A 15,908-nucleotide genomic window follows, 5' to 3' on the forward strand; every position below is an offset into this window, starting at 1 on the left:
CCCGGGGGCGCCCCGCCCGTGGGGGGGGGCCCCGCCCGCGGCGGGGGGGGGCGCGGGGGGGGCCCCGCCGCCGGGGGCGGCCGGGGGCCCCCTGCGCCGACCCGGCTGATCGGCGACGCGGCCGCGCGACGACTGGACGGCATGCGCGGCCGGGTGCGAACAGGAAACGTAGCCTCCGATACGCCCCCGAACTGCCTGTGCAGGCGCGTATTTACGGGCCTCTGACAGGGCGCTCACGGTCCCCGTCAAGCCCTCGTCAAGAAGGCCGACAGACGCGTCAGGGGGCCGTCAACGACTGCAAAGCGTGTTCGAGACGGCTGAAGAATCATCGCCACGGGGGAACGGGTGACGAAGCCCGTGGTGTGAGGTTGGAGGGCGAGTGACGATCACCGCCGACAGTACGCACAGTCCGGAAGCGGGGGCTCGGACCAGTGCCGTGACGCACCACGTGCCCGCCGTTCCACCGGGCGGGCGTCCCGGTCCGCGACCACGAGGGGGGCCGCGGCCGGGACGTCCCGCCGGGGCCCCGACCTCCGGCACCCTGTCGCGTCAGCGTCATGTCAGCACGTGCCCGGTCGGCGTCAACGTCGCGTCATGGAGGGGCCGATGGCGGCCTGTGCCGGGCATAGCGTCGGCACAGGCCCCGCCGGTTCACCGGCTGCGGGGCGCCGTTCACCGAACGGGAAGTTGAAGATCCTCAAGGAGGAATCCCATGGCAGAGCTGCAGTGCGGCGAGGACCCCGAGCCCTGTGAACCGGGCCCGGCCGGACCGCTGTTCGTCCCTGTCCGGCCGGGACCCGCGGGCTGTGTGGCCCGCCTGTTCCGCACCCCCGTCGGCGGCCGCACCGCCGTCGCCTTCACCACCCACCGGCGCCTGACCGCGGCCCTCGGCTCCCGGCAGGACTGGATCAGGCTCTCCGAGCCGGCGCTGCGTGCGCTCACCGTGCCGCTCGGCGTCCCCCACGTCACCGTCGACCCGCGGCTCGCCGCGCACCCGGTCGCCGCACCCCGGCGGCGCACGCCCGCCTGGCGCGACTGGGACCCGCAGACGGTCGGCGCCCTCCGGGCCACCGGGGCCGCCGCCTTGGTCGGCGCACTGACCACCTGGATCGGCTGAGGACGAGGCGAAGAGAGAACCTGCCATGACCACGCTGCATGCTCCGGTCACCCCGGACGCCACCGCCGACGACGACCTGTCCGTCTGGCCCGCATCCACCGCACGCCTCGCCCACGGCGACCTCGCCGTCGGCGGCGTACCCCTCACCGAGGTCGCCGAACGCTTCGGCACCCCGGCGTACCTCCTCGACGAGGCCGACGTACGCACCCGCTGCCGCACCTATCTGGACGCCTTTCCCGACGCCGAAGTGCACTACGCGGCAAAGGCGTTCCTGTGCCGCGCGATGGCGCACTGGGTGGCGGACGAGGGGCTCGGGCTCGACGTCTGCTCGGCCGGGGAGCTGGAACTCGCCGTCACCACAGGCTTCCCCGCCGAGCGCATCGTGCTGCACGGCAACGCCAAGAGCCCGCACGACCTTGCGGCGGCGCTGCGGCTCGGCGTCGGGCGCATCGTCATCGACAGCGCATCGGAGATCGCCCGGCTCGCGGCGGCGATCCCGCCGGGCAGCCGGCAGAAGGTGATGGTCCGGGTGGTGCCGGGCATCGCGGCGGGCGGCCACGCCAAGATCCGTACCGGAACCGACGACCAGAAGTTCGGCCTGTCGATCACCGACGGCTCCGCGCAGCACGCCATCGCCCGCATCATCGGCCAGCCGGGGCTCGAACTGACCGGCCTGCACTGCCACTTGGGCTCGCAGATCACCACCGACAAGCCGTTCCTCGCGGCCGTACGCCGACTGGTCGGTCTGATGGCCCGCGTCAAGGACCAGCACGGCATCACCCTCCCCGAACTGGACCTCGGCGGCGGCCACGGCATCGCCTACCGGCCCGGCGAACCCGCCCTCGACATCACCGCCCTGGCCCGCAAGGTGCGCGCCGAGCTGATCGAGAGCTGCGCGGCGGCCGGTCTCACCGTGCCCCGGCTGCTGATCGAACCGGGGCGCGCCATCGCGGGCCCCGCCGGAGTCGCCCTCTACCGCGTCCTCGCCGTCAAGCGCACCGGCGGCCGCACCTTCGTCGCCGTGGACGGCGGGATGAGCGACAACCCGCGGCCCGCGCTGTACGGCGTGCGGTACGCGCCGCGGCTGATCGGCCGCCACTCCCCGGTCGCACCCGCGCCGGTGACCGTCGTGGGCCGGCACTGCGAAGCCGGTGACGTGCTCGCATCCGACGTCGAACTCCCCGGCGACATCAGGCCGGGCGACCTCCTCGGCGTCCCGGTGGCCGGTGCCTACCACCTCTCCATGGCCTCCGGCTACAACCTCGTCGGCCGCCCGCCGGTGGTGGCGGTGGCCGACGGGCACGCGCGGCTCCTGGTGCGGCGCGAGTCCCTGGAGGACTTCCGCAGCAGGGACGTAGGTCTGTAGCGAGGGTCCCTCGGCTTCAGGAGCCGAGGTAGCGCAGGACGGCGAGGACACGGCGGCTGTAACCCGTCGTGCCCGTCAGCTCCAGCTTGTCGAAGATTGCGTTGATGTACTTCTCGACGGCACTCTGCGAGACGTACAACTGCCCGGCGATCGCCGCGTTCGTGTGCCCCTGCGCCATCTTGCCGAGCACCTCGCGCTCGCGCGGCGTCAGCCGCTGCAGCGGGTCGGTGTGGCTGCTGAGGACCAGCAACTGCCGTACGACCTCCGGGTCGAAGGCGGTCTGGCCCGAGCCGACCCGCTCCAGGGCGTCCAGGAACTCGTCGACCTGGACGACCCGGTCCTTGAGCAGATAACCGACGCCTTCGGTGGCGGTGGTCAACAGCTCGGTGGCGTAACGGCGTTCGACGTACTGGGACAGCACGAGCACGCTCGTACCCGGCCAGCCGTTCCGGATCTCGAGGGCGGCACGCAGCCCCTCGTCGGTGTGCGTGGGCGGCATGCGTACGTCGATGACGGCGGCGTCCGGCGGATCATCGGCCACCGCGGCGAGCAGCGCCTGCGCGTCGCCGACCGAGGCCGTGACGGTATGGCCCTCGTCCGCGAGGAGCCGGGCCAGGCCCTCCCGCAGCAGGGTCGAGTCGTCGGCGAGCATTACGCGCATGGGAGCTCCGCGGTGATCACGGTGGGTCCCCCTGCGGGGCTGGTCACGGTGAGGAGCCCGTCCACGGCGGCCACCCGCCGCGCCAGGCCGAGCAGTCCGCCGCCCGCCGGGTCGGCGCCGCCGTGGCCGTCGTCCTCGATCCGCATGACGAGCATCGTGCCCTGCCGGGCGGCACCGACGGTGACCAGGGTCGCCCCCGAGTGCTTGACCGCGTTCGTGACGGCCTCGGCGGCCACGAAGTACCCCACGGCGTGCGCGGTCGGCGGCGGTGTCTCGCGCAGCGCGCAGTCGAGACGGACGGGGATCGAGGCACGCTCGGCCACCGTGTCCAGGGCGGCCGCGAGACCGCCCTCGTCGAGCGCCGCCGGATAGACCCGCCAGGCGACATCGCGCAGTTCGACCAGCGCGCGGCGGCTCTCCTCGTGTGCCTGGGCGAGGAGCTGGGCGGACTTCTCGGGGTCCGAGGCGCGGCGGGCCCGGCCGAGCAGCATGCCGAGCGCGACGATCCGCTGCTGGACACCGTCGTGCAGATCGCGTTCGATGCGACGCCGCTCGTCGTGCACCGCCTCGACCACACCGGCGCGGCTCTCGGCCAGCTCGCCGATGCGGCGCGCGAGGACGTCCCGCTCGTCGGACGTGAGGAAGTGCCGGGCGAGCCGCCCCTCCATCAGCGCCACGGCGTACACGCCCTGCATACACAGGAACAGCAGGAAGAGCCCGGCGCCCCCGGAGGCGACCAGGGTGAAGGCCGACCGCTTCAGGTCGGCCACGAACCAGCCCCACACCAGGAGCGACCCGTACGCCCCTCCGATCAGGGCGCACAGCAGCACCGCGCCGCCGAAAAGCCCCAGCGCCCACCGGCTCGCCACATAGCCGAGCGCCCCCTTGCCGGACGGGGCGGACCCGGACTCGATGCCGTAGAAGGCGGCCATCCTGCGCCGCTCGGCATCGGCCAACCGCCAGGCGGTGCCCAGGAACTGGGCCTGACCCGGGCGGTCCCGGTCGCCGCGCCGGAGTGTCACGAGGAGCCAGATACCAGCCACGACGGTGAAGGCGAGCTCGACGACGGCGCTGAACACGCCCGCCGCGAGGCCCACAGCCATCCGCAGCCGGCGGAGCAGAAAGGTACGCATGATCGAACACGCTAGCCGCGCGGCCCCTCCCGGCGGACTGCGGAAAACCGCACAACTGCGCTGCGGAAACCCGCCGCGGACCGTGCGGGCCCCCGCATACCGCCCCGACCTGGGAATTCCTAGCGTGGACGACATGATCACACACACCGCACAGCAACCACCCGCCGACGGCATCGCAGGCTGGGCCACCGACCTCATGGACTCCCTGGGCGCCGCCGGTGCCGGTGCCGCCATCGCCCTGGAGAACCTGTTCCCGCCGCTGCCGAGCGAGGTGATCCTTCCGCTCGCCGGATTCGCCGCGAGCCAGGGCAAGTTCAGCATCGTCGAGGTCCTGCTCTGGACGACGGCGGGCTCGGTGGTGGGCGCGCTCGCGCTCTACGCGATCGGCGCGCTGCTCGGCCGCGACCGCGTCGTGGCCCTCGCCGCCCGCCTGCCACTGGTGAAGGTCTCCGACATCGACCGCACGGAGGCGTGGTTCCAGCGGCACGGCACCAAGGCGGTCTTCTTCGGCCGGATGATCCCGATCTTCCGCAGCATGATCTCGGTGCCTGCGGGCGTGGAACGGATGCGGCTGCCCGTCTTCCTCGCCCTGACGACAGCGGGCAGCCTCATCTGGAACGCCGTCTTCGTCCTCATCGGCCAGGGTGCTCGCCTTCGTCGCACTGCGACTCCGCAGGTCGGGCAAGGGCGAACACCGCTCGGCGCGGCAGCGGCCGTGACGTACTAGAGAATCGCGCCCGGCGTGTAGGCCGCGGCCTCGGGGTGCTCCTTCAGAAGCGCCTCGATCTGCGCCACAACGACGGAGACCTGATCGCTCGCCGCACCGGTGAACGACAGCTTGTCGGCCATGAGGGCGTCCAACTCGGCACGGTCCAGCGGAATCCGCTCGTCCGCGGCGAGCTTGTCAAGCAGCTCATTGCGCTCGGCGCCCTGCTCGCGCATGGCGAGCGCGGAGGCGACAGCGTTCTCCTTGATGGCCTCGTGGGCCTCCTCGCGGCCGACGCCCGCGCGCACCGAGGCCATCAGGACCTTGGTGGTGGCGAGGAAGGGGAGGTAACGGTCCAGCTCGCGCGCGACGACGGCCGGGAAGGCGCCGAACTCGTCGAGGACGGTCAGGAAAGTCTCGAGCAGACCATCCAGGGCGAAGAACGCGTCGGGCAGCGCGACCCGGCGTACGACGGAGCAGGAGACGTCGCCCTCGTTCCACTGGTCGCCCGCGAGCTCGCCGGTCATCGACGCGTAGCCGCGCAGGATGACGGTGAGGCCGTTGACGCGCTCGCAGGAGCGGGTGTTCATCTTGTGCGGCATCGCGGACGAGCCGACCTGCCCCGGCTTGAAGCCCTCGGTGACGAGCTCGTGCCCGGCCATGAGCCGGATCGTCTTGGCCAGAGAGGAGGGCCCGGCGGCGAGCTGGACAAGCGCGGTGACGACCTCGTAGTCGAGGGACCGCGGGTAGACCTGGCCGACCGAGGTGAACGCGCGGTCGAAGCCGAGGTGCCGGGCGATCCGCTGCTCGAGCTCGGTGAGCTTGTCGGCGTCGCCGCCGAGCAGGTCGAGCATGTCCTGGGCGGTGCCGACGGGGCCCTTGATGCCGCGCAGCGGGTAGCGGCGCAGCAGGTCGTCGACGCGGCGGTACGCGACGAGCAGCTCGTCGGCGGCCGTCGCGAAACGCTTGCCCAGGGTCGTCGCCTGCGCGGCCACGTTGTGCGAGCGACCGGCCATGACCAGCTCGGCGTACTCACCGGACAGCTTCCCGAGCCGCGCGAGCACGGCCACCGTGCGGTCGCGCACGAGCTCGAGGGAGAGCCGGATCTGCAGCTGCTCCACGTTCTCGGTGAGGTCGCGCGAGGTCATGCCCTTGTGGACCTGCTCGTGCCCGGCGAGCGCGTTGAACTCCTCGATGCGGGCCTTCACGTCATGGCGCGTGACCTTCTCGCGCTCGGCGATCGAGGCGAGGTCGACATCGTCGATGACGCGCTCGTAGTCGGCGAGGGCGGCGTCCGGCACCTCGATCCCCAGATCCTGCTGGGCACGCAGCACGGCGAGCCAGAGCTGACGCTCCAGCTTCACCTTCTGCTCGGGCGACCAGAGGGTGGCGAGCTCGGCGGAGGCGTAACGCCCGGCGAGGACGTTCGGGATACGGGGCTTTGCAGGCGCAGTCACGTGTACGGATTCTACTGGCCGTTCGTGCAGGCCAGCGCCATGGCCTGATTTGTCGGAAGCTACGAGAGCGGGGGCCGGGCGTCGCCGCCCAGGGTCAGGTGAGCGGGCCCTCGTAAGGCAGCAGGTCCGGGCGTTTCGGTGGGAGGCCGTCGCCGGAGGAGCGGCCCGTGAGGCGGCGGCCGATCCAGGGGGCGAGGTGCTGCTTGGCGAACCGGGCGTCGGCCACGCGGCGGGCGGTCCAGTTCGGCGGCGCGGTGGCTGGCAGGGCCGACTGCCAGTCGTCCTCGGGGGCGTGGCCGAGCGTCTGCCAGACCGCCTCGGCGACCCGCCGGTGGCCCTCGGCCGTCAGGTGCAGCCGGTCCACGTCCCAGAGCCGCTGGTCGCCGAGTACGGCCGCTCCGTACAGGTCCACGACCACCGCGTCATGCCGCGCCGCCAGCTCGTCGACGTACGCGAAGAGCTCCTCCATGCGCGGCCGGAAACGCTCCATCACGGGGCCGTTCCGTCCCGGGCTGCGCATCAGGACGAGCTGCTCGCATGCCGGGGCGAGGCGTTCGACGGCCTGTCCGAGGAGGTCGCGGACCCGGACCATGTCGCACTTGGGCCGCAGGGTGTCGTTGAGGCCGCCCACCAGGGTGATCACGTCGGGGCGCATCGCGGCGGCGACGTCCACCTGCTCGTCCACGATCTGCCCGATGAGCTTCCCGCGCACCGCGAGGTTCGCGTAGCGGAAACCGGGCGACGCGGCGGCCATCCGTGCGGCGAGCAGATCCGCCCAGCCGCGGTAGCTGCCGTCGGGCAGCCGGTCCGACATGCCCTCGGTGAAGGAGTCGCCGACCGCGACGAGACTGGTGTATTTGGCATTCATCTCCATGGCGGAGCGATCGTATCCCGAGGCAAGTGTCTCGGTCTCGGGGCATCTGCGGTCGCCGGTGACGTATCGGTGTGGAACGGTGGAAAGCGGTCAAACGCCCTGTTGGGTCCCACCGAGTGAGGGGAACGTCATGTCCTCGAAGCGACGCCGCAAGAAGAAGGCACGCCGCAAGCACGCGGCCAACCACGGGAAGCGCCCCCAGTCCTGACCCGTGCAGTCCCGACCCGTGCAGTCCCGACCCGTGCAGTCCTGACCCGTGCGCGGCCGCCGGGCGGGTGGTCGCGTCATTCGCTCCCGTCCGGCCGCCCCGCCCCGCGGTCAAGGGCCGCGAGGATCCACCTCCGTGAGTCCGCCGGGTCGATGACCGCGTCGATCTCCAGGGCCGCCGCCGCGTTCACCGCCTTGCCGTGCTCGTACAGCTCGGCGACGTGCGCCTCGAACACCCGCTCCCGCTCGGCGGGGTCCTCGATCGCCGCAAGCTCCTTGCGGTAGCCGAGCCGGACCGCGCCCTCCAGGCCCATCCCGCCGAACTCCCCGCTCGGCCAGGCCGCCGTCGCCACGGGCGCCCGCGTCGAGCCGCCCATCATGGCCATCGCGCCGAGCCCGTACGCCTTGCGCAGGACCAGGCTGACGAGGGGTACGCGGAGCTGGGCGCCCGTCACGAAGAGCCCTGCGAAGTGCCGTACGGTCGCGGTACGTTCGGCGTCCGGGCCGACCATGAAGCCCGGTGTGTCGCAGAGTGACACCACCGGAAGGCCGAACGTGTCGCACAGTCGCAGGAAGCGCTCGGCCTTGTCCGCCGCCTCGCGGTCGATCGCGCCGCCCAGGTGGCCCGGGTTGTTGGCGAGCAGGCCCATCGGGCGTCCTTCGACGCGGACCAGTGCGGTGATGATGCCGACCCCGAAGCCGCGCCGCAGCTCCAGGACCGAGTCCGTGTCGGCGATGCTGTCGATCGCGGCCCGTACGTCATAGGCGCGGCGGCGGTTCTCCGGGACCGCGTGCCGCAGCAGCCGTTCGTCCGGCGCCTGCCAACTGGCGCCCGCCCCAGGGGCGTACGTGAAGTACGCGAGGTACTTCCGTGCCACCCGCACCGCCTCCGCCTCGTCGGCCACGGCGATGTCCACGACGCCGTTCGGCACCTGGACCGACAGCGGGCCGACCTCCTCGGGGCGGAACACGCCGAGGCCGCCGCCCTCGATCATCGCGGGGCCGCCCATGCCGATGCTCGCCTCGGGCGTCGCGATCACCACGTCGCAGCAGCCGAGCAGGGCCGCATTGCCCGCGAAGCAGCGGCCCGATGCGACGCCCACCAGGGGGACTTGTCCGTTCAGTCGCCCCATCTGATGGAACGTCATCACGTCGAGCCCTGCGACGGACGTCGTGTCGGTGTCTCCGGGGCGGCCACCGCCGCCCTCCGCGAACAGCACCACCGGCAGCCGCCGTTCCTCGGCGAGCTGCAGCATCCGGTCGGTCTTGCGGTGGTTCTGCAGGCCCTGTGTGCCGGCGAGCACCGTGTAGTCGTACGACATCGCCACGCACGGCACGCCGTCGATCCGCCCCGTGCCGGTGACCATGCCGTCGGCGGGTGTCGACGCGATCAGGTCGTCGAGGGAGCGGCGGCGGCGCTGGGCGGCGATCGCGAGCGCGCCGTACTCCGTGAACGTGCCCGTGTCGCAGAGGTCGTCGATGTTCTCGCGTGCCGTGCGCCGCCCGATGTGGTGGCGCTTGGCGACGGCTTCGGGGCGCTGCGCGTCCAGGCCGACCGCGTGCCGGGCCAGGGTCTCGGCGAGGTCGGGGCGGATGGCGTCGGGGTCGGCGGCTTCCTCGGGGAGCAGGTCGCCCGCCTCGCCCGCCGCCGATGCGTCGACCGTCACCAGGGGGCGGCCCTCCGCCGTCGTGTCGCCCACGCGCGCGTGCAGGCCGGTCACGGTGCCGGAAGCGTTCGCGCGGACGACATGCTCCATCTTCATCGCCTCGAGGACGAGCAACTGCCGGCCCGCCGCAACCTGTTCGCCCACGGCGACATCGACGGTGACGACCGTGCCCGTCATGGGGGCGGTGACCGTCGCGTCGCCGGTGTCTGTCAAGGGATCCGCCTGCGGCAGCAGCTCCGCGATGTGCTCCTGCACGAAGGCCGTGTGGGTGCCGCCCGCCGTGAAGCCCGGATGGGCGAGCAGCGCCCGCAGAAGTGGGATTCCCGTGCGTACGCCCTCGACGGCGAAGGCGGTGAGCGCGCGCGACGCGCGTTCGCAGGCCGCGGCGAAGTCCCCTTGCGGGACATGGGCGATGACCTTCGCGATGAGCGGGTCGTAGCGCGCACCGACCTCCGCCCCGGTGCGGGCCGCCGTGTCTACGCGGATGCCCGCACCTGTCGGCACGTCGAAGCGGGTGAGCGTGCCGGTCGAGGGCACGGCCGTGCCGTCGGCGGCCAGGGACTCGGCGTTGACGCGGGCCTGTACGGCGTAGCCGCGCGGCTCCGGCGGGGGGCCTGCCAGGCCGAGCGAGGCGAGTGATGCGCCTGCCGCCAGGCGCAGTTGGGCCGTGACCAGGTCGACGCCCGTCACCTCCTCGGTGACCGTGTGCTCGACCTGGAGGCGCGGGTTCGCCTCGATGAAGTGGAACTCCTCGCCCTGGAGCAGGAATTCGAAGGTGCCGAGGCCCGCGTAGCCGCACGCGCGCGCCATCCGCAGGGCGGCGTCGATCAGCTGCTCGCGGACCGCGGGGGAGAGGCCGGGCGCGGGGGCGATCTCGATGAGCTTCTGGTGGCGGCGCTGGGCGCTGCAGTCGCGCTCCCAGAGATGGCTGACCTCGCCGGTCGCGTCGCCGACGATCTGTACCTCGATGTGGCGGGCGCAGGTCAGGAGTTCCTCGACGTACAGCGCATCGCGCCCGAAGCCCTGCAAGGCCTCGGAGCGGCAGCGCTCCCAGGCGTCCGCCAGGTCGGCAGGACGGTGCACGGCACGCATGCCGCGGCCGCCGCCCCCGCCGAGCGCCTTCACCATCACCGCGCCCGAAGGACCGAGCCCGGCGAGGAAGCCGGCGGCATCGGACAGCGTCGTGGGCCCCTGCGTGCCCGCGAGGACGGGCACCCCGACGCTGACCGCGAGCGCACGCGCGCGTGCCTTGTCGCCGAACAGGCCGAGCACCTCGGGGGACGGCCCCACGAACCGCAGCCCGGCGTCCGCGCACCGCGCTGCGAAGTCCGCGTCCTCGCTCAGGAAGCCGTAGCCGGGGTGCACAAGGTCGCACCCGGAGCGCCGGGCCGCGGCGACGACGGCCTCCGCGTCCAGATAGGCGGCAGGTCCTGAGGAGCCCAACGGCTGTGCCTCATCGGCCAGTTGGACGTGGTACGCGGCGGCCTCGTCCTCCGCGTACACCGCGACGGTACGCAGCCCGGCCTCCGCCGCTGCTTGCAGGACGCGGACGGCGATCTCCCCGCGGTTGGCGACGAGCACAGCGGCAGAACCCATGGAGCCCTCCTGAGATGTCCGGTCCCCCGAGGGGGCGCCGCCATGCTCATTGACATTGGCGTCAACGTCAATATGCTCGCCGCGTGGCACGCAATCAACAGCCCTGGGCAACCCGCACCGCACGTGACCGCAGCGACGCCCCCGCCCGCGGGCGGCTCCTGGACGCCGCCGAGGCTGTCTTCGCGCGGCGCGGCTACGGCCCGACGACCATCGCCGACATCACGGCCGAAGCGGAGGTCTCGCGGGCGGGCTTCTACGTCTACTTCGCCTCCAAGGAGGAGATCTTCCGCGTCCTCGCGGTGCGGGTGCGCGACGCGTTCCTCGCAGCCCAGGACGTGCCGGGCGTCGACCGGGACGACGCCCGCGAGATCTGCCACGCCTCCACCGCCGCGTTCATCGCCGCGTACGCCCAACGCCTGCCGCTGCTACGGCTGTTGGAGCAGCAGGCGCAGCTCGACGACGACGTGCGCGCCCTGTGGGAGGAGACCCAGGAGCGGCCGATCCACCGCTCGGCCCGCTACATCCGCCGCCTCGTCGCCGAGGGCAGGGCCGCCCCGGTCGCCGATCCCCTCTCCGTCGCCCGCGCGGTCGGCGGCATGAGCATCGAGTTCGCCCGGCTCGCCGCGGCCGACCCGCGGACGTACGACGCGGCCGTGCGTGACGTCACCGCCATGTTCCTGCACCTGCTCGGAGTCGATCCCCAACGTTGAGGAGCCGCCCATGCGCAGCCACATGCACAGCCCCTTGCGCAGCCCCCTGCACAGTCCCTCGCACCGCGAAGACCAGTTGCGAGACCTGCGTGCCCGTCAGGCCAGGGCCAGGCAGGGGCGGCAGGCGGACACGACGGAGCACCGCGCGGGGACTCGCACCGTGCCCGGATATGTGCGGCACTGGGCGCAGGCCGCGCCGGAGCGGCCCGCGCTGGTCTTCGGGGACGAGGCGTTCACGTACCGCCAACTCGACGACCTCACCGACCGGTTGGCGGGCTGGCTCGACGCTCGGGGTGTGCGGGCCGGTGATCGGGTGGGCGTCCAGTTGCCCAACTGTCCGCAGTTCGTGATCGCGATGCTCGCCGTGCTGCGGGCCGGAGCCGTGCACGTACCGGTCAACCCGATGTTCCGGGCGGCGGAGCTGAGCCATGAACTGCGCGACGCGGGGCCGGAGATCGTCATCACGCACAGTTCGCTCGCGGGCCTGCTCGCCGAGGTGCGCGCGGAGACGGCGGTTCGGGACGTCCTGGTGGCCGACGACGCCGACGCCTGGGGCGCCGCCATCGGGCACTCGCCGCTCGGGCGCATCGCCGACGACCTGGACGCCCTCGCCGCCCTCAACTACACCGGCGGCACCACCGGAATGCCCAAGGGCTGCGAGCACACCCAGCGCCACATGGTCTACACGGCCACCGCCATCGACAACAGCCGCGGGCCGCAGCCGTCCGACGACGGCATCGTCTCGCTCTGCTTCCTGCCGGTGTTCTGGATAGCGGGGGAGAACCTCGGCATCCTCGCCCCGCTCGTCTCCGGCGGCACGAGCGTGCTGCTGCCCCGCTGGGAGCCGGCCGCCGTGCTCGCGTCGATCGAGCGGCACCGGGTCACCACCATGGCCGGAACGGTCGAGAACTACCTCGAACTCCTCTCCCACCCGGACTTCGCACGCCACGACCTCAGCTCGCTGACCGCCCCGCTCACCGTGTCCTTCATCCGCAAGCTCAGCCCCGATCTGCGGGCCCGCTGGCGCGCGGCCGTCGGCGACGACAGCGTGCTGCGCGAGGCGTCGTACGGCATGACCGAGACCCACACCAGCGACACCAGCACCGTCGGCTTCCAGGACGGCGACCACGACCTGGCGGGCGACGCGACCTTCTGCGGTCTTCCGGTCCCCGGCACCGACGTCCTGATCGTCGACTTCGAGACCGGCCTGCCGCTGCCGATCGGCGACCCCGGCGAGATCACCGTCCGGGGCCCCTCGGTCCTGACCCGCTACTGGCGTGCCCCCGAGGCTACGGCGGCGGCGCTGCGCGACGGCTGGCTGCACACCGGCGACATCGGCCGCCTCGACGAGGACGGCTGTCTGCACTACCTGGGCCGCGACAAGGACATGATCAAGGTGAAGGGCATGAGCGTCTTTCCCGCCGAGGTCGAGACGCTGCTCGCCCGGCACCCCGACGTGTTGGCCGCGGCCGTCGTCCCCGTCCCGGACGCGGCGGCGGGCCAGCGCCCCTACGCCTACGTGCGCACCGTCCAGGGCAGCACCCTCACCGCTCAGGAACTGCACGACTGGGCGGCCGGTGCCATGGCGACGTACAAGGTGCCCGGCATAGAGCTCCTCGACGAACTGCCGCTCACCGCCACCGGCAAGATCAAAAAGACGGAGCTTGCCGAGCGCGCAGCGGCGCGGCGCTGAGGAAGTCGAGCGCGGCCTGCGCCGTGAACTCGCTCTGTCCGCCGGGCAGCAGCAGCGCCGCAGCCGCGAACGCGGGGGCGTCCGCGTGGGCGGCGACGTAGGGGATCGCGATGCAGCGCATGCCGGCCGCGTGAGCTGCCGTCGCGCCCGGAGCGGCGTCCTCAAAGACCACGCAGTCGGCGGGGTCCGCGCCCAGGAGCGCGGCCGCGGCGAGGAACACGTCGGGGGCGGGCTTGCCGTGCGCTACCTCGTCCGCGGAGATCACGGTGGTCAGCTGCGCGTCCAGGCCCGTACCGGAGAGGATCGCGTCGATCGCCGCCCGCGAGGATCCGGAGGCCACGGCCATCGGCACCCCGGCGCCGTGCAGCCGCTCCACGAGCCCCCGCATCTCGGGGAACACATGGGTGTCGGCGCGGGCGAGATCGAGATAGCGGCGGTCGAGTTCGGTGAGCAGCTCGGCGACGGGTACGTCGATGCCGTACCGGTCCCGCCAGGTGGCGAGGGTCTCCTGGGTGCCGATGCCGACGTAGGCCTCGTTGTCCGCCCAGGTGTAGCGGACGCCGTGCTCGGCGAGCAGCGCGCGCGACGCCTCGTAATAGTTCGGCTCGCTGTCCACGAGCGTGCCGTCGAGATCGAAGATGACCGAGGTGTTGCCTAGAGGGCTGCCGAAGGTGCTCATGCCGTCAAGGATGCCAAGGCCCAGTTCACCGACGTCCAAGGCCTGGTTCACCGACGTCCGAGGCCTGGTTCACCGACGTCCGAGGCCCAGTTCACCGCTGCGCGGTCGCGGCCCGCCCGATCGACTCGACCAGCGGGAGCAGACGGCTCGGCACCCGCTCGCGCAGCGCCATCTCCGTACGGGTGCGCACCACGCCCGGCAGCTGGATCAGCTGCTGGATGACGTCTTCCAGGTGGCCGTTGTCGCGGGCGACCACGCGGGTCAGCAGATCGCCGCCGCCGGTGATCGAGAAGGCCTCGATGATCTCGGGCACGGCGGCGAGCGCGTCGCCCACCTCGTCCAGATGCCCCTGGGTGACCTCGATGTGCACGAAGGCGAGGACCGGGTGGCCGAGCGCGGCGGGCGAGAGCGAAGGACCGGTCCCGGTGATCACACCGTCCCGCTCGAGACGGTCGAGCCGGGCCTGCAGGGTGCCGCGTGCGACACCGAGCACGCGCGCGTACTCACGGACACTGGTGCGCGGCTGCTCGAGGAGCAGCCGCAGGATGCGGGTGTCGAGTTCGTCGACGGCCATGGTGCGGGTCTTTCAGGTGTACGAATGCGGAGCTGATCGGTGGTGACTGTATATGCAGCCCGCGCCGCACCGGACGGTCCCCGCGCCTCACGCGTCCCGCACCAGCAGCAGCACGCCGCCTGCCAGGAGCGCCGCGACCGCGTAGCCGGCCAGGACCCCGATGCCAGCCCAGGGGCCGATCGGCAGCCGGTCCCCCTCCTGGCCACCCGCCTCCTGTCCACCCCGCTGGCCATGGACGACGAGCCGGGCGAGCCGGACCCCGCCTTCCGCCTCGGCCTGCACCGCATGCCGGCACAGGAATTCCCGCGGCTGCGGGCCATCGCCCTCGCCCTGGACGACCGGGGCGGTCCGGGTCAACTGGCCGTTAGGCTCGACGCGTTGCTCGGGTCATGACGCCGCGGACGTCTCCAGGGCGGTGTCCGGAGGATTGCCGTCGCGCACCGCGTCGAGGTACTCCGCGATGGCGTCCCGGTTGCGGGTCAGGCACTCCACGCGCTCGGTCATGCGGTCGCGCTGATGCTCCAAGGTGGAGATCATCTCCGGTGTCGCGTCCGGGAAGTAGATCGTACGGGGCTTGTCCAGGCAGGGCAGTATCTGTTTGATGATGCGGGTGGGAAGGCCCGCGTCGAGCAGCCCGCGGATCTGCAGGACCCGGTCCACGAAGCGCTCGTCGTACTCGCGGTAGCCGTTCGCGGAGCGCTCGGCCATGATCAGGCCCTGCTCCTCGTAGTAGCGCAGCAGTCGCCGGGGGGTCCCGGTGCGCTCCGACAGCTCTCCGATCCGCATCAGATCGACCTCGCAGCCTCTCGCTTGACCTTCACATCGATGTGAGGGTTTGAGCATACGGGCATGAGCCACGACACGACACACCCAACTGCCCCTTCGCAAGCACCTTCCCGCGCCGGAAACCCGCGGCAGAAGCTCCCGCTCGCCGCGCTCCTCGCCCTCGCAACCGCCGTCTTCATCACCAGCCTCACCGAGACCCTGCCCGCGGGGCTCCTACCCGCGATGAGCGCCGACCTGGGCGTCGGCGAGTCCGCGATGGGCCAGACGGTCACCATCTACGCGATCGGCACCGCGCTCACCGCGATCCCGCTGACCGCGGCCACCGCGGGGTGGCGGCGCAAGCGGCTGCTGCTGACCGCGATGACGGGCTTCGCCCTCGCCAATACCGTCACGGCGGTCTCCGGCAACTACCCCCTGACCATGGTGGCCCGGTTCGTCGCGGGCGTGGCTGCCGGTCTCGCCTGGGCGCTGCTCGCCGGATACGCCCGCCGCCTTGCCCCGGTCCAGCTGCAGGGCAGGGCGATCGCCATAGCCATGGCCGGCATCCCCCTCGCCCTGTCGCTCGGCGTGCCCGCCGGTACCTTCCTGGGCTAGGGCCTGTCCGATGGGTCCTGCCGGGGTCGCGACCCCTGGCACGCACTCCCCCAAGCTCTCGGCTTCGCTCGAGCAGGGAGGTGCCCCC

Annotated in this window: 14 protein-coding genes and 1 pseudogene; 7 read left to right on the forward strand and 8 right to left on the reverse strand. The window is 72.3% G+C overall.

Translation table 11 applies throughout. From position 1 onward, the window contains the following. The first annotated feature begins 712 nt into the window (after positions 1–712). Complete coding sequence (locus AB0O76_RS43620) at positions 713–1,117, forward strand: SAV_915 family protein (protein ID WP_365503449.1); 405 nt, start codon at positions 713–715, stop codon at positions 1,115–1,117. A 25-nt stretch (positions 1,118–1,142) separates the two neighbouring features. Beyond that, a complete protein-coding gene (lysA, locus tag AB0O76_RS43625) occupies positions 1,143–2,483 on the forward strand; it encodes a diaminopimelate decarboxylase (RefSeq protein WP_365503452.1) in 1,341 nt (446 codons plus the stop codon). 16 nt (positions 2,484–2,499) lie between these two features. Here lysA and AB0O76_RS43630 read toward each other — a convergent pair whose 3' ends face one another. Together AB0O76_RS43630 and AB0O76_RS43635 are read right to left on the reverse strand one after the other, a co-directional pair. After that, positions 2,500–3,135, reverse strand: a complete 636-nt coding sequence (locus tag AB0O76_RS43630) for a response regulator transcription factor (protein ID WP_365503488.1) — start codon at positions 3,133–3,135, stop codon at positions 2,500–2,502. Next, on the reverse strand, positions 3,135–4,277 hold the full coding sequence (locus tag AB0O76_RS43635) for a histidine kinase (protein WP_365503455.1): 1,143 nt from the start codon (positions 4,275–4,277) through the stop codon (positions 3,135–3,137). Before AB0O76_RS43635 ends, AB0O76_RS43630 begins: the two co-directional genes overlap by 1 nt. Positions 4,278–4,410: 133 nt before the next feature. Between AB0O76_RS43635 and AB0O76_RS43640 the strand changes: the two genes are divergently transcribed. Beyond that, on the forward strand, positions 4,411–5,004 hold the full coding sequence (locus AB0O76_RS43640; protein WP_365503458.1) for a DedA family protein: 594 nt from the start codon (positions 4,411–4,413) through the stop codon (positions 5,002–5,004). Here AB0O76_RS43640 and purB read toward each other — a convergent pair. The 3 genes from purB to AB0O76_RS43655 form a co-directional block, all read right to left on the reverse strand. Beyond that, positions 5,001–6,440, reverse strand: a complete 1,440-nt coding sequence (gene purB, locus AB0O76_RS43645) for an adenylosuccinate lyase (protein ID WP_365503461.1) — start codon at positions 6,438–6,440, stop codon at positions 5,001–5,003. The two genes, AB0O76_RS43640 and purB, sit on opposite strands and share 4 nt — an antisense overlap. A gap of 94 nt (positions 6,441–6,534) precedes the next feature. Continuing rightward, the gene (locus AB0O76_RS43650) at positions 6,535–7,314 is read right to left on the reverse strand and encodes an SGNH/GDSL hydrolase family protein (RefSeq protein ID WP_365503464.1); all 780 of its coding nucleotides are present in this window, start codon (positions 7,312–7,314) and stop codon (positions 6,535–6,537) included. Between the two features lie 284 nt (positions 7,315–7,598). Then, a complete protein-coding gene (locus AB0O76_RS43655) occupies positions 7,599–10,784 on the reverse strand; it encodes a carboxyl transferase domain-containing protein (protein ID WP_365503467.1) in 3,186 nt (1,061 codons plus the stop codon). 83 nt (positions 10,785–10,867) lie between these two features. Here AB0O76_RS43655 and AB0O76_RS43660 point away from each other — a divergent pair, with 83 nt between their 5' ends. Both AB0O76_RS43660 and AB0O76_RS43665 read left to right on the forward strand, forming a co-directional pair. Further along, positions 10,868–11,494, forward strand: coding sequence for a helix-turn-helix domain-containing protein (locus AB0O76_RS43660; protein ID WP_365503470.1), 627 nt, complete (start codon positions 10,868–10,870; stop codon positions 11,492–11,494). A 10-nt stretch (positions 11,495–11,504) separates the two neighbouring features. Beyond that, positions 11,505–13,187 (forward strand): AMP-binding protein, encoded by a 1,683-nt coding sequence (locus AB0O76_RS43665; RefSeq protein ID WP_365503473.1) that lies wholly within the window; start codon positions 11,505–11,507, stop codon positions 13,185–13,187. Here AB0O76_RS43665 and AB0O76_RS43670 read toward each other — a convergent pair. Together AB0O76_RS43670 and AB0O76_RS43675 are read right to left on the reverse strand one after the other, a co-directional pair. Next, positions 13,144–13,866, reverse strand: a complete 723-nt coding sequence (locus AB0O76_RS43670) for an HAD family phosphatase (RefSeq protein WP_365503476.1) — start codon at positions 13,864–13,866, stop codon at positions 13,144–13,146. The two genes, AB0O76_RS43665 and AB0O76_RS43670, sit on opposite strands and share 44 nt — an antisense overlap. A gap of 91 nt (positions 13,867–13,957) precedes the next feature. Beyond that, a complete protein-coding gene (locus tag AB0O76_RS43675) occupies positions 13,958–14,440 on the reverse strand; it encodes an Lrp/AsnC family transcriptional regulator (RefSeq protein WP_365503479.1) in 483 nt (160 codons plus the stop codon). A 42-nt stretch (positions 14,441–14,482) separates the two neighbouring features. Between AB0O76_RS43675 and AB0O76_RS43680 the strand changes: the two genes are divergently transcribed. Continuing rightward, positions 14,483–14,833, forward strand: coding sequence for a hypothetical protein (locus tag AB0O76_RS43680; protein ID WP_365503482.1), 351 nt, complete (start codon positions 14,483–14,485; stop codon positions 14,831–14,833). Here AB0O76_RS43680 and AB0O76_RS43685 read toward each other — a convergent pair. Then, complete coding sequence (locus AB0O76_RS43685) at positions 14,828–15,226, reverse strand: MerR family transcriptional regulator (protein WP_365503485.1); 399 nt, start codon at positions 15,224–15,226, stop codon at positions 14,828–14,830. The two genes, AB0O76_RS43680 and AB0O76_RS43685, sit on opposite strands and share 6 nt — an antisense overlap. A gap of 63 nt (positions 15,227–15,289) precedes the next feature. On the opposite strand from AB0O76_RS43685, the pseudogene AB0O76_RS43690 reads away from it, so the two are divergent. Beyond that, a pseudogene (locus AB0O76_RS43690) lies at positions 15,290–15,817 on the forward strand (MFS transporter); the annotation flags it as partial. Positions 15,818–15,908: the final 91 nt, after the last annotated feature.

The organism is Streptomyces sp. NPDC086554, from assembly GCF_040686095.1.
Lineage (GTDB): Bacteria > Actinomycetota > Actinomycetes > Streptomycetales > Streptomycetaceae > Streptomyces.

Bases quoted from the DNA above. Each gene is read 5' to 3' on its own strand.
- AB0O76_RS43635 (WP_365503455.1), bottom strand. From the start codon at position 4,277: ATGCGTACCTTTCTGCTCCGCCGGCTGCGGATGGCTGTGGGCCTCGCG.
- AB0O76_RS43630 (WP_365503488.1), bottom strand. From the start codon at position 3,135: ATGCTCGCCGACGACTCGACCCTGCTGCGGGAGGGCCTGGCCCGGCTC.
- lysA (WP_365503452.1), top strand. From the start codon at position 1,143: ATGACCACGCTGCATGCTCCGGTCACCCCGGACGCCACCGCCGACGAC.
- AB0O76_RS43675 (WP_365503479.1), bottom strand. From the start codon at position 14,440: ATGGCCGTCGACGAACTCGACACCCGCATCCTGCGGCTGCTCCTCGAG.
- AB0O76_RS43670 (WP_365503476.1), bottom strand. From the start codon at position 13,866: ATGAGCACCTTCGGCAGCCCTCTAGGCAACACCTCGGTCATCTTCGAT.
- AB0O76_RS43620 (WP_365503449.1), top strand. From the start codon at position 713: ATGGCAGAGCTGCAGTGCGGCGAGGACCCCGAGCCCTGTGAACCGGGC.
- AB0O76_RS43685 (WP_365503485.1), bottom strand. From the start codon at position 15,226: ATGCGGATCGGAGAGCTGTCGGAGCGCACCGGGACCCCCCGGCGACTG.
- AB0O76_RS43640 (WP_365503458.1), top strand. From the start codon at position 4,411: ATGATCACACACACCGCACAGCAACCACCCGCCGACGGCATCGCAGGC.
- AB0O76_RS43665 (WP_365503473.1), top strand. From the start codon at position 11,505: ATGCGCAGCCACATGCACAGCCCCTTGCGCAGCCCCCTGCACAGTCCC.
- AB0O76_RS43650 (WP_365503464.1), bottom strand. From the start codon at position 7,314: ATGGAGATGAATGCCAAATACACCAGTCTCGTCGCGGTCGGCGACTCC.
- AB0O76_RS43655 (WP_365503467.1), bottom strand. From the start codon at position 10,784: ATGGGTTCTGCCGCTGTGCTCGTCGCCAACCGCGGGGAGATCGCCGTC.